Below are 14,222 nucleotides of genomic sequence, written 5' to 3'. Positions count from 1 at the left end.
AGTCGCTACATAGCAGAAAGGAAGGTTGTACGATGAAACCCTTATACGTGCAGACGGATGTGTTAGTCATTGGCTCTGGCGCGGCCGGCATGGTGGCGGCGAAAGCGGCGGCAGACAAAGGATCAAGGGTTGTGCTGGCGGATAAAAGCATTATTGGGCGCGGCGGTGCGACTGTGCTTGCCCAAATGACTGTAGCCGTCGCATTGGGAGAGGCTGAGGAGGACCATCCCGATATTCACTTCGAGGATACGATAAAAGGCAGTCGGGGCATGGCCGATCCTGATATTGTTAGAACGATTGTCGATCGCGGACCGGAATTAATTAATGAACTGGAAGGTTATGGCGTAAAGTGGGCTCGTACAGCCGAAGGTATCCGATCTCAAGTAGTGGCGCCCGGTCACTCGCGAAGACGCTGTGTTTATGTAGATATACTAAATACGGGCGGAGCAACTTCCGCCGGACTGCGAAGAGCCATCTGGAAGGATAAAGCGATCGAGCGCATTAAAAATATTATGATCACAAAAATCGTCGTAGAAGATGGACGAGCCGTTGGCGCGATCGGCTTCTCCATCGAGCAGCTGCAGCCCGTCAAAATTGATGCTAAAGCGATTATTTTGGCAACGGGCGGCCTTACCGAGATCTACGAGCGCAATAGCGCCTCGGCCAATATGACGGGAGACGGTTTCGTGCTTGCGGCAGAAGCGGGCGCCGAGCTGCGCGATATGGAGATGGTGCAATTTTTCCCTATCGCCCATTTGCATCCCCCGCTTGTCGGGATTGACCCTATTATGTGGGACCCCTTTCGGTATAAACTCGGCGGTCGTTTGTTAAACGGTCTGCAAGAAGAATTTATGGATCGTTACAATAACGAGACTTCCGGTGTGTACACGGCGGCACGCGACCAAACTTCCTTTGCTATATTTAGCGAGGTAAAAGAGGGCAGGGGTACGCCGCATGGCGGAGCTTATCTGGATTTCAGGATGGTTCCGGAGCCCAAGCTAAAGGAGGCTTTTGGATCAACGATTGATCTATTAAGCAGGCAGGGCATTGATCTGACAAAAGATTTGGTGGAAGTTGCTCCAATGGCTCACTTTACGATGGGCGGCATTAAAATAAATACGCAAATGGAAACGACAATTGAGGGGCTGTATGCGTGCGGCGAGTTGATTAATGGTATGCACGGAGCCAATCGCTTGTCCGGAAATGCGCTTACGGAAGCTTTTGTATCGGGGCGTATTGCCGGGGAGCAGGCAGCAAGGCTCCAAACCTCGGTGACCTGGAGCGATGAGAGAGTAGAAGAGGAATTCGCAAGATTAGAGGATTTGTGGCATCCACGTCAAGTTGCTCAGGATGAAGGTTCCATGCTTGCCATTAAGCACGAGCTTCAAAAGGTGATGTGGGAGGGTGCCGGCCCGCTGCGAACAGAAGAAAAGCTTGTCGCTGCCGGCCAACAGCTGGCCGCGCTGCGGGACAGGGTTATCCGCACGGCCCTTGCGAAATCTTCGGCTTATGTACTCAACCTAGTTGAAAAGGTAGAGCTGCTTCATATGATTATGCTTGGCGAAGCCATTGTTGAGGGAGCGCTTTTGAGAAAAGAAACGCGTGGAGCTCATGTTCGACTGGATTACGAGCAGTCGTATAAGCAGCCCGTTAGTATTCAATATAAATGGCACAGAGATGGCGCCTGGGAACTCCAATCTCATCGCTTATCCAGCGTGTAATCTAAAGTAAAAGGAGTGAAGTGAAGTGGCGCTGATCACTTTAAATGTGGTACGCGGCGATACTCAGACCGGTATGCGTACGGAAAGGTTTGAAGTTCCTTACAAAGAGGGCATGAGTTTATTGGATGCGATCTTGTGGCTAAGGGAATTTAAAGATCCTTCGATCGCCGTTAGATATTCGTGCCGCTCTGCAAATGCGTGCAGGGAATGTATGGCCGTAGTGGATAACAAAGCCGGGTACTTATGCAGCATCCGCGCAATTGCGGATTCGGAGGTTCTAATTTCGCCAGTATCAGGTTTGCCTTGGATTAAGGATCTGGTTACATCTATTGATTAAAAAATAAGGAGTGGTAGAGGAATGAAAAATACAAACCGACTTACCTTAATTATGCTAGTGATGGCCGTGTTTTTAGCGGCATGCGGCAGCAATGACAAAGGCGGCAATTCTTCGGAAGCAGAGGCCATTACTTTAAAAATTGCCCACGTAGGTTCTACAACGCATCAATACCAAATTGCGGCGGATAAATTTAAAGAAATCGTTGAAGCGAAAACGGCCGGAGCGGTAAAGGTGGATATCTACAACAATGGCGTGCTGGGCAACGAAAATGAAACGGTTGAACAAGTCATGGACGGGACGTTGGATATTACGGCAGTTGTCGCGGATAGCTCCTTTGCCAACATTGTCCCCGAGATGAATGTATTCGGTATCCCGTATTTGTTCCGCAACCTGGATCATGTGTATAAAACGCTGGACGGAGAAATTGGACAAGAGTTGATCGGAAAAGCAAACGATAAAGGGATGAAGTTCCTTGGATTTTGGGAAATCGGTTTCCGCCATTTTACCAATAATAAAGTAGAGATCAGCAACCCCGAAGATATGGCAGGCCTCAAGATTAGAGTTCAACCGTCCAAAGTATGGGATGCCCACATGGCCGTTTTAAAAGCCAACGGCACTCCGCTCGGGTTTAACGAATTATATTCCGCGATGGACCAAGGTGTCGTAGATGGCCAGGAAAATCCTTTGAATACGATCTACTCCATGAAGTTCTATGAAGTACAAAAATATTTATCCTTAACGGGTCACACCTATTCTCCGGCAGCGGTCGCGATGAGCAACAAGGCATGGAAAAGCTTGTCGGCCGAACAACAAAAAGTAGTAGAGGATGCATTTAAAGAAGCGCAGTTGTTCCAGCGGGAGCAGCTTGCCGAGATTGACAAAAATATTATTGAAGAGATTAAAGCGAAAGGCGTCATTGTTACCGAGCCTAATATCGATGCGTTCCGTGAACTAACCAAAGAAGTCAAGGACGTGCTTTCCGATCAAGTTCCGGCAGAGCTGGTCGAGCGTATCGGCAATATTCAATAACCGCTGATTTTGGGCAGAGTGAGCCTTGCTGCTTGCTCTGCCCAATCGTTTCCTAAGAAAGGAAGTTTACAGTGAAAAATAAACTGCATTTCTTAAGCTATACGCTGGAGTTTCTAACCTGTTCATTTCTGTTGATCGCAGTTTTGATAACAGCGATCCAAGTCATTTGCAGATTCCTGTTCGACTTTTCCTTTTCATGGTCGCAGGAAGTATTGATGATCAGCTTTGTATGGTTTGTTTTATTCGGCGCAGCCTTGGCGGTTAAACATAAAGAGCATTTAAAAATTGATTTGGTAGAAAACTTTCCTTCTTCCATTCGAAAGTTATTTAAAATGATTGAGTTTATTGTGATATTTGCGTTTCTATTCGTTTTTATTTATTACGGTATTCTGCTGATCCGCGATAATTTCCAATCGGGCCAAACGGTAGGATTTCTCCCGTTGCAAGTGGCTTATGTATATATGGCTATTCCCATTAGCGGTCTGTGTATGCTTTATTACACTGTGAAGGACTTGATGAGAAAATGATCTATATAATCCTGATAATGTTTCTTTTGTTTTTCATCGGAGTTCCGATTGCGTATGCATTAGGTTTTACTTCTATATTAGCGATTTTGTTTACCGATCCTGAGTTGCTCATTAATGTGCCGCGCAGAATTTTTCGAGGGATAGACAGCTTCTCGTTAATTGCGATTCCCCTGTTTATTATGGCGGGCGAAATTATGTCCAAAGGCGGAATTTCAGCGAGATTAATTCGGTTTGCCCAAACGTTGGTCGGGCATTTCCCGGCAGGGTTGGCCATGGTTGTCGTTCTGGCGAGCATGTTTTTTTCCGCCGTTACCGGCAGTGCAATCGCAACTGCGGCGGCAATCGGCGGCATGTTAATTCCGGTCATGAAAAAAGAAGGCTACGATTTAGGTTTTTCATCGAGTTTAGTAGCGACCTCTGCTATATTAGGCCCCATCATTCCGCCCAGCATCTTTATGGTGCTGTATGGCGTAATGGCCAATGCATCCATCGCCGATTTATTTATGGCGGGAGTGGCGCCGGGAGTGTTAATTGGGCTCGGGCTGCTGGGGTATTGTTATTATATCGGCAAAAAAATGAACTATAAAGGAAGAGAAACACGCGCTACGGGCAAGGAAGTCGCGACGGGGTTAAAGGATGCGTTTTTGGCCTTGTTAATGCCAACCATTATGGTTGGAGGCATTTTATCCGGTTTGTTTACGGCGACGGAGTCCGGGGTTATAGCGATCGTATATTCTCTTATTATTGCCATCTTTGTATATAAGGAGCTTAAACTTAAGGATATCCTTGATATTTTGCTTACAACCTCCAAAATATCTGCGGCCATCATTTTATTAATTGGATCTGCTTCTTTGTTTACATGGTTGTTATCCTATCATCGTGTTCCGGAGCAACTGATCGAGCTGCTGGGACCGTTTGCCGAAAATCCTTTTATGCTATTGCTTCTTATGAATGTTATTTTGCTTATAGCCGGAACCTTCATCGATGCGATTAGTGCGCTAATGATCTTTACGCCATTGTTTTTGCCATTAGCTTTGGCAGCAGGTATTGATCCCGTGCATTTAGGCGTCGTGATGGCGGTTAACGTATCGATCGGGCAGATTACTCCGCCTGTAGGTGTATGTTTGTTTGTTACTTCTTCTATTGCCAAGATTAAGGTACCGCAGATGCTTCCGTTTATTTGGCCCAAGTTGATTATTTTGTTAGTGATTCAAGTATTAATTACTTATGTACCGGAGGTCAGCCTGTTCATTCCTGATTTTTTTAATCGTCTTACGGCTGGCTGATTATAGATGCAGAAGCACACCCCAGCGGGACGACGAGTCCTTGCGGGGTGTTTTTTTTTCGGGGGGGTTCGCAAGCACTTCGGTATTAACGCAGGATCGGCTGTGCAAGAGTTGTGTATGCTGGACACGCCATTGGCCAATGATGTAAATAGAGCGTCTGAGAGAATGGCGCTATGTCCATACCATGTTTGACTCTATCATACGGTCATATTTTGTGGGAATAGAATACCGCCTGCGCTATAATGACAGGAAGAGCGTTATTACGGAGAGGCAGGGGCTGCAAAATGGAGATTGTTGTCGACAGAGGGCTGACATGCGAGTGGATGCGACACGATGTAGTGAACTATGCCATGCAACAAAATTACGTACCAATCGTACAGCGGATCTCGCTCGGCAATCATTCGGACAGCAGCTTGCATGCCGTACGGTTGACCGTTGCAAGCGAGCCTGAATTCGCAAGCGTATGGACAAAATCGATTGATGTCATTCTGCCCGGGCAGACGATAGATATCAGCACGGTGTCTATCGAGGTATCGGACGTTTTCCTGGCGAGTTTAACGGAGAGACTCGCAGGTACTCTTACGCTGGAGGTAACATGCGGGGAGGATGTCGTCTACAGGGACAGTTCGCCTCTGTCGGTGCTGGCCTACGATCAATGGGCCGGACTTGCTGTCATGCCGGAGATGATTGCTGCGTTCGTTATGCCCAATCATCCGATCACGGCGCGGGTGATACGAGAAGCGGCGCCTTATCTGGAGAAGTGGACGGGGAGCTCCGCATTCGACGCGTATCAGAGCAACAATCCCAATCGGGTTCGCCATCAGGCAGCCGCGGTTTATTCGGCGATTCAAGACATGCAAGCCACTTATGTCGTCCCTCCGGCAAGCTTCGAGGAGGTTGGCCAGCGCGTCAGACTGCCGGATGCCGTTGCGGGTAACGGAATGGGCAGTTGCCTGGATCTGACCTTGCTGTTTGCCGCTTGTCTGGAGGCGATCGGTCTGCATCCGCTGGTCGTGTTTACCGAGGGACATGCGTTTGCGGGCGTTTGGCTCATCCAGGAATCCTTCTCGGAGAGCGTACAGGATGACAGCTCGCTGCTTACGAAACGGCTTGCGGCCGGCGTGCATGAGATCAGCTTGGCGGAGTGCACCATGATGTGCGAGGGCAGCCGAGCTTCCTATCAAGAGGCGGAAAAGACGGCAGCCAATCATCTTAATGCCCCGGAGCTGTTCTTCGGCTTCGTTGACGTAAAGCGTGCTCGCGCCAGCTCGATCCGGCCGCTTCCGATCCGAATTCAGACGGCGACCGGGTTCGAGATCGTAGAGGAGAAAAAGGACGCTAATTATCGAGTGACTGTGGAAGCGCCGTCGGAATTAGCCATTCTCGAACGGCCGGTCGAGGTCTCCGCCATAGCGGTAACGAAGCAGAAGCAGTGGGAGCGCAAGCTGCTCGACCTGACGCTGCGCAATACGCTGCTTAACTTCCGTTTCACCAAGTCCGCGCTGCCGCTTCTTCATACGCGACTGGGTGAGCTGGAAGACGCGTTGGCGGAAGGGCAGGAGTTCCAATTGCTGCCCAGACCGTCGGATTGGGACAATTCGATAAGAAGCGCGGAGTTGTTCCGCAGCGTTAGCCAGGATCATCCACTCGGCGCGTTGATCTACGAAGAATTTCAGCATAAGCGCCTACGCGGGGATGTAAATGAACGTGAGCTCGCGGACAAAACCGTTCACCTCTACCGTTCGGCCAAGCTCTCGATCGAGGAGAATGGGGCGAACACGCTTTATCTGGCCCTGGGGCTGTTGCAATGGTACGAGTCTACGGCCAGCGAGCTGCCCAGGTACGCTCCGATTGTGCTCGTGCCGGTCGAGATCATCCGCAAATCCTCGAGAGCCGGATTTATTCTCCGGGCGCGAGACGAGGAGCCACAGATCAATATTACGCTGCTGGAGATGCTCAGACAGGATTTCGGCAGCCACATCGGCGGTCTGGATCCTCTTCCAAGGGATGAGAAGGGCATCGATCTGGGCGGTATCTTTACGACGATCCGGCATGTCATTATGAATATGCCCCGGTGGGACATTGTGGAGTCCGCGATCCTTGGTTTGTTCTCGTTCAGCCGCTTCGTCATGTGGAACGATATACGCAGCCGTTCGGACGAGCTCGCCAAAAACAAAGTCGTCGCCAGTCTCATGGCGGGCCGCATGGAATGGGAGCAGACGGATACGTTTCCCGAGCCTTCGAAGCTGGATGAGTTGTTCCCGCCGGATCAATTGCTGCTCCCCATCAGCGCGGATTCTTCGCAGATCTCCGCGGTTAGCGCGGCAGGCAGCGGCCGAAGCTTCGTGCTCCACGGTCCGCCGGGCACGGGCAAGTCGCAGACGATTACGAATATGATCGCATCGGCGTTGGCCGGCGGCAAGACGGTCTTGTTCGTGGCGGAGAAGATGGCGGCGCTCAGCGTCGTGCAGAGCAGGCTCGAGAGCATCGGGCTCGGCCCGTTCTGTCTGGAGCTTCACTCCAACAAGAGCACCAAGAAAGCAGTGCTTGAGCAGCTGCGCCGAACGCTGGAGACGGCGCGGACTTCGTCTCCCGAAGACTGGCGAAGACTGGCGGATCGGCTCGGGGCATCGAGGCGGGAGCTGAATAGCCATGTCGAGTCCTTGCATAAGCAATACGGCTTCGGCTCTTCGTTGTATGAAGCCATTACTCGTTATGGTTTGGTTAAGACTGCCCCGTCCGTGATTACCTTGGAGCCTGGTGTTGTTGGCAGCATGGACAAGGATTCGTATATGGCGTGGAGCGACCTCGTTCGAGAGCTTGCCGTTGCCGGCGAAGCGACAGGTCGCCCCCATGGCCATGCCTGGTCGGATGCAGGAGTGTCGACCTATCATCCTCAGCTGCGCACGGGGATGGAAGAGCTTCTTGCAGCCTACAAGGCTGCTATTACAGGTGTGAGGTCGGCTTATGAAGAAGTAGGCGTATTTCTTGCCCCTCCTGCTGGAGGACCTTCTTCTCCGGTGCTGCTGCGCACCTGGCATGTCTTCCGCGAAATAATGGCTGCGCCTCCGGTTATTTCTGTCGGCCTGCTTCGCGAGACCGATCTCGAAGCCGCCGGCACTGTAGTGCTTCGGGCGATCCGGCATGGCAGGGCCAGGGATGAAGCGAAGCGGAAGCTATTGGCGCTATTTGCGGCGGAAGTGTTGACCTTCGACGCCGGCACCGCTCTGCAGGAGTGGAAGAAAGCCCAGCTCAGCTGGTTCTTGCCAAGACTGCTGAAACAGAATCGGATATTCAAGCTGCTTAGGGGCAAAGCAAATGCCGGCGCAGCGCTTCAGAAAAACGAGACGGAGGGGCTTCTGGGGCAGATTATCGCGTATCAGACGGAATCGGCAGCGTTGACCGCGATGGAACCCGCCGTCGCATCTCTGCTTGGTCCGCTTTGGAATGGCGGCGACTCGGATTGGGAGGCCGTTCAAGCGGTCCATGTCTGGATACTGGCGCTGAACGAGAAGCTGCTGCAGCTGTACCAGGAAGCGCCCGCGGCGAAGATGGCGAGAGAACGGCTTGCGGATGCTTATGCTGCGGGCAAGAGCGTGTTCGACGGGAAGCACGGGCATGTTTTAGCAAAGTATACGGCCAGCTATGAGGAGTTCCAGCAGCAGGAAAAGAGGCTCGCCGCCTTGCTGCAGCTGGATCTGGAGGCCATGGACGGCAAACGGGGAGAGCAGCCGTGGTTCGAGTACCGGGCTTCGAAAGCTCAAACATGGCAAGAGCATGTAGGATCGCTGAGGGATTGGTGCACATGGAGGCAATTGCGCGATCGTGCCTTATCGGCAGGCTTGTCAGCGGTTGTAACGGCCTATGAGAGCGGACAATTGCGCCACGATGAGCTGCAAGCGGCCTTTGAGCAAGCTTGGAACAAAGCAGCCATCGCGTATATTCTGGAGAATGATCCGGGGCTGGCTTCGTTTTCCGGGCGATTGTTCGAGGAGAAGATCAAGTCGTTCCAGGAAACGATGGAGACGTTCGAGCAATTGACGAGAGAAGAGATCGCGGCCCGTCTGGCTGCGAATATCCCGGCGATCGGCAATCAGACCGCATCCAGCTCGGAGGCGGGCATTCTGCTCAGGGCTATTCGCAGCGGGGGCAGAGGCTTATCCCTGCGCAAGCTGTTCGAGCAAATTCCGAATCTGCTGAATCGGCTATGTCCGTGCGTACTCATGAGTCCGATGTCCGTCGCGCAATATCTGGATCCGAAGTACGCGCCGTTCGATCTTGTCGTCTTCGACGAAGCGTCGCAGTTGCCTACCAGCGAGGCCGTCGGGGCGATGGCGAGAGGCAAAAATGTCATTGTCGTCGGCGATCCCAAGCAGCTGCCTCCGACCAGCTTCTTCTCCAGCACCAGCGGCGAAGAGAGCGACGAAGTCATCGTACCGGAGGATCTGGAGAGCATCCTGGAGGACTGTTTGGCGCTTGGCATGCCGCAGGACCATCTGCTATGGCATTATCGAAGCCGGCATGAGAGCTTGATCGCGTTTAGCAATCGACATTTCTACGAGAATAAATTATTGACCTTCCCGTCTCCAATGGAGAGACAATCCAGCGTGAAGTGGCATCCCGTTGGGGGGTTCTACGACAGAGGGAAGACGAAGCAGAACCGCGCCGAAGCGGAGGCCGTCGTGCAAGAGATTGCTCGCCGCCTAAAGGATCCCGTGTTAAGCAATCGCAGCATCGGAGTCGTCACCTTCAACTCCATCCAGCAGACGCTGATCGAGGATATGCTGGACGAAGCGTACCGGCGCGATCCCGAGCTGGAGACTGCGGCAGCCAGGCTGTACGAGCCGATTTTTATTAAAAATTTGGAGAACGTGCAGGGAGACGAACGCGATGTCATCCTTTTCTCCATCGGATACGGCCCGGACGCCACCGGAAAGGTCGTCCTGAACTTCGGACCGCTGAACCGCGACGGCGGCTGGCGCAGGCTGAACGTTGCCGTCTCCCGGGCGCGCCACGAGATGCATGTGTTTTCCACGCTGCGCGCGGATCATCTCGATGTATCCCGCACCCGTGCCGAGGGAGTCGCGGCGCTTCGTTCTTTCCTGGAGTATGCGGAAAAGGGAACGGCGGCGCTGGGCGTTGGCCTGGAAGAGGTCAATCGCCGGATACAAGGCATAGAGACGGAAATTGCGGAAGCGCTAAAGAAGGAAGGCTACAAGGTCGATCTCCACGTCGGCACCTCCGGCTACCGGATGGATCTGGCAGTCGTCGATCCGGCTCAGCCGGAAACGTATCTGCTCGCGGTATTATGCGATGGCAACGGCTATAGGACGGGCAAGACGGCGCGGGACAGGGAAGTTTTGCGCGGACAAGTGCTGCGCCAGCTAGGTTGGAGCATCCACCGGGTATGGGCCATGGATTGGTTGGATAATCCGGAGAAGGAAATTCAGCGCATCATCGCTTCGGTGGAAGCGGCGAAGGAGCGTAAGGCTGCAGGAAGTACGGCTATGGAGAATGTCGTTGCAGCTTCGGCGGCAACGACAGCGAATCAGTTGTTGACTTCGGCGAACGCCGGGAACCCTCCGGGCAATTGGGACGACGAGACTGCTCAGTCCTCTTCTCCAGAGTCAGCGGGTTCAGTAGAGAGAGTGGAGGTAGCGCAACAAGCGCTTGATTCGCCGCCGGCCAGCAGATGGCGCACCTCGTATCAGCCCGTAAATCTGGAGCAGATCGCCTCCAAGTCATCCGAAGAGTTCTATATCATCTCCTCCAGCAGGCTTGTGAAACAACAGCTCGCGAGTGTCATCGAAGGAGAGGGCCCCATCAGCCGATCGCTGCTGACTCGCCGAGTCATCCAAGCTTGGGGAATGACAAGGTCCGGAGCGCGGATTGAGCGCCATCTGGAGAGCTTGCTGTCTTCACTGCCTTTCCAATCTACAGCTTGGGAGGACAGCGTCTACTATTGGCCGAAGGATATCGATCCCTCGCAATATGGCGTCTACCGGATTAGCGAGAACGACTCCGACCGGAGGAGCGCGGAGGATCTGCCTCCCGAGGAGGTCGCGAACGCCGTCCATGAAATTCTTTTTACCCATGGTAGCCTCTCTACGGATGATCTTGTCCGAGAAACGGTAAAGCTGCTGGGCTATGCCAGAACCGGAGCCGCGCTGGACAAGGCGGTTAGGAACGGCATTCAAGTTACGGTGGATCGCGGATTGGCTACGGTGGAGGATGGCAGGGTTTCTTTTGGAGTGAAATAGCAACAAAACCCGACCAGATGAGGTCGGGTTTTTGCTATCTTTTAGGACGCGAAGAGATAATAATCAGGTTTCAGATATCAGTTTGTATCGGTTTCGAGAAAATGCCACAGACGCAATAACAACGTAGTCGCTTCCGCCCTTGTGGCGGGATGCATGGGGCTGAACCGGTTGCCGTCGCGTCCGGTCACCAGTTCCCTCTCTGCGGCGCCTTGGACGTAACCTTTGGCCCAAGCAGGAATTTCCGCATCATCTGCAAAAGAGGTGTCTCCCGGCTCCAAATCCCACTTTAATGCCCTCGCCATCATGACAACCATTTCCGATCGGTTCACCCCCTGCATCGGTCGAAGCGTCTGATCCGGATATCCCTGCAAGATGCCGTTCTTGAGCGCTGCGCCAATTACATCTGTCGCCCAGGCGGGAACTTGATCCCGATCGATAAAGGTCGGCTCGCTTCCCGCAGGCGCGGAATCGATTTCCAGCGTACGAAGCAGCATAGCCGCAAACTCGACGCGGGTAATATTTTTTTGAGGCTGGAATATTGTCTCCGATGGGCCTTCTACAATTCCAATATGCAAGGCCTCGCAAATGAGAGATTCTGCCCAATGACCCTTGATATCACGGAATGTACAAGCCGGCACCTCCGGCGGCAATTCCTCAATCTCTGGTAGACGTTGAATTGACAGTTTATAGGTCTTGACCGTGCCGCTCTCGGCTCTAACCGCAATTTCAAACTCGTTGCTTCCCTCGTCAAGAGCGATCGTCTTGCTTCCGGCAAGATTAACTTTATTGATGGCAACAGAGGCATTGGCATCCGAAGGAATCGCCTTGATCGTGACCTCGTCAGCCTTCGTTTCCGTTTGATAGCTGGTCGTGCCAGCCGCGAATGTCGGCGTTAATGCCAGTTCTTCCTTGGCGCTTGTAACGGTCAGCACCGAGAGATTCGCGTTATCCGATAGCTGAGGCTGGGGCTGAGGAGGGGCGGATTGTCTCCAAATGGCGTACAAGACCATATCGCGAGTCAATGTGACGGTATCTTGGGCTTGAAAAGTTTCGCCGCTGCCATCCGCAGCCGTATTCCATCCCTGAAAGAGGTACCCGCTTTTCGTCCAGTCCGCGCTCTTCTCCAGAATGTCCACTTGCGATTCGAAATGGTAGGAGTAGCTCCGATACTGTTCGCTGCCGTGATCCGTGCCGTTCCCAACATAGGTTATAAAGGCTTGAATGGTGCTCAAATAGGGGTAGCCGTTATGATGGGGCGACTGAATGGTCCAAAGGGTATTATCGAAGTTCCAGCCCTCGTAGTTCGATCCATCCTTCATTTCCTCGGAGGTCAGTCCTTGCCCATTCGTATCCGATTGTCCCGAAGTTTCCATGTCATAGTAACTACGGGTAATGACCCCGTCTTCATTAATGCCGGCCAACCCGCCGACGGATACAAGGCCTGTTACGCGCCCGATCGCAAAGCTGTTTTCGATGGTCGCGTTTTTATTATCTCCAACCAATCCCCCGATGGAATCGCCGTACGCGCCGTAAATGCATACGGTCGGGTCGGCAATGCCCGTTACCGCGCCTGTTGCATAGCTATTGGTGACAAGCGCATCGTCGCTATCTCCTACTAAACCGCCTATATCATTGCAGCCTTCCACATTCCCGACGGCAAAGCTGGCGGAGACGACCGCGTCTTCCAGTTCGCCAACCAAGCCGCCGACATCAAGCTGACCGGAAGCATGGCCTGTAGCATAACTGAAGGATATATCCCCATTATCGTTTAAACCGACCAGACCGCCTGCAATCTGGGTTCCAATGACATTGCCCGTAGCATGATTATTGGTGAGCTCCGAGTCCAGGGCCGCTCCCGCGAAGCCGCCGGTATATAACGATCCCGTGATCGTGCCTGTAGCATAGCTGTTCGTAATCGTGGAGCCTTGTATCAACCCGACTAACCCGCCGGTGTATTCATCGCCATTCACATTGCCGGAAGCATAGCTGGTGGATAGAGTCGCGTCAACATTGGCGCCTACCAGACCGCCTGCATATCTAGTGCCAGCGACGTCGCCGGCAACATGGCCAACCACGTTGCCAGTGGCGTGGCTAACGGCTATATCCGCTCCATCTTGATTAATGCCGGCCAAACCGCCCAAATCTCTTTCGCCGACGACATCGCCGGAGGCGCTGCTGTTCATTATCGTTCCGTTATCCTCATTAGCTCCGACCAAGCCGCCTACTTCTCTCACGCCGGTGACATCTCCGGTCGAGTAGCTGTCGACGACAATTGACGTATTCCATCCAACCAGACCGCCGACCTCTCTCGTACCTTTGACAGTGCTGCTGGCATGGCTATCCGTCACCGAGCTTGCGGAGTTCGTGCCGACCAGACCGCCTACTCCTCTTATGCCTTCCACATAGCCCGAAGCGTAACTGTTGGATACAACGCTACCGACGCCCAAATAACCAACCAGGCCGCCTATCGAATCCTCGCCAGATACAGTCCCTACAACGCCGACGCGATCGATAACAGCCCCAGCCGCTGTTCCAGCCAAAATGCCTGTTTGGTTTCTTGCTGCTACTACCGCAGCTTCGATAATCAGATTCCGGATATGACCGTTCGTACTGATAACGCCGAACAATCCTGCAGGCGCAAGAACTGCGCGACGATCCATTATAAAATACGTGATTTTAAAATTTTGCCCGTCCAGTTCCCCTGTAAAGGGAGTCGTAGTATCCCCGATTGGCACCCAGGCAGAGCTTGCAAGGTATGCACTCATGTCGATATCGTTCATCAACACAAAGTGGCTGTCCAGATGGTTCCTTATCCCGCTCAGCTGTTCCGCAGACGCAATCCGAAAAGGGTCTTCCGACGTTCCGTCTCCTCCTGCAAAGTCCTCTGGCGCCGCGTGGGCTGTGCCTCCGGTTACTAGCAGCCCTGGATAAGCTCCAACCATTAGCATGAACACAAGAAAAACCATCACGCTTCGTTTTTGCCAATTAATCATTATGTACCTCCTGCTTCTCCTTTGTAATCTTTCTCACTTCGATTGTCATCCTGCATCATACCATTTACC

Annotated in this window: 7 protein-coding genes; 6 read left to right on the top strand and 1 reads right to left on the bottom strand. The window is 52.8% G+C overall.

All coding sequences use genetic code 11. From position 1 onward, the window contains the following. Nucleotides 1-32: 32 nt before the first annotated feature. The 6 genes from KJW29_RS23405 (at nt 33) to KJW29_RS23380 (ending at nt 11,160) form a co-directional block, all read left to right on the top strand. Complete coding sequence (locus tag KJW29_RS23405) at nt 33-1,721, top strand: FAD-binding protein (protein ID WP_214626434.1); 1,689 nt, start codon at nt 33-35, stop codon at nt 1,719-1,721. A 25-nt stretch (nt 1,722-1,746) separates the two neighbouring features. Further along, nucleotides 1,747-2,058, top strand: coding sequence for a 2Fe-2S iron-sulfur cluster-binding protein (locus KJW29_RS23400; protein WP_187102404.1), 312 nt, complete (start codon nt 1,747-1,749; stop codon nt 2,056-2,058). 21 nt (nt 2,059-2,079) lie between these two features. Next, the gene (locus tag KJW29_RS23395; protein ID WP_214626433.1) at nt 2,080-3,087 is read left to right on the top strand and encodes a TRAP transporter substrate-binding protein; all 1,008 of its coding nucleotides are present in this window, start codon (nt 2,080-2,082) and stop codon (nt 3,085-3,087) included. Between the two features lie 71 nt (nt 3,088-3,158). Further along, nucleotides 3,159-3,614 (top strand): TRAP transporter small permease, encoded by a 456-nt coding sequence (locus KJW29_RS23390; protein WP_214626432.1) that lies wholly within the window; start codon nt 3,159-3,161, stop codon nt 3,612-3,614. After that, nucleotides 3,611-4,900: a TRAP transporter large permease gene (locus KJW29_RS23385; RefSeq protein ID WP_214626431.1), complete on the top strand. Its 1,290-nt coding sequence runs from the start codon at nt 3,611-3,613 to the stop codon at nt 4,898-4,900. Before KJW29_RS23390 ends, KJW29_RS23385 begins: the two co-directional genes overlap by 4 nt. 284 nt (nt 4,901-5,184) lie before the next feature. After that, nucleotides 5,185-11,160 (top strand): anti-phage protein ProA, encoded by a 5,976-nt coding sequence (locus tag KJW29_RS23380; protein WP_214626430.1) that lies wholly within the window; start codon nt 5,185-5,187, stop codon nt 11,158-11,160. 77 nt (nt 11,161-11,237) lie between these two features. Here KJW29_RS23380 and KJW29_RS23375 read toward each other — a convergent pair whose 3' ends face one another. Then, the gene (locus tag KJW29_RS23375; RefSeq protein ID WP_214626429.1) at nt 11,238-14,153 is read right to left on the bottom strand and encodes a GLUG motif-containing protein; all 2,916 of its coding nucleotides are present in this window, start codon (nt 14,151-14,153) and stop codon (nt 11,238-11,240) included. Between the last annotated feature and the right edge of the window lie 69 nt (nt 14,154-14,222).

This window comes from Paenibacillus agaridevorans (assembly GCF_018604145.1).
Classification (GTDB): Bacteria; Bacillota; Bacilli; order Paenibacillales; family Paenibacillaceae; genus Pristimantibacillus; species Pristimantibacillus agaridevorans.
Note: the sequence above shows the minus strand (reverse complement) of the source record. Positions and strands in the feature narration are given on the sequence as shown.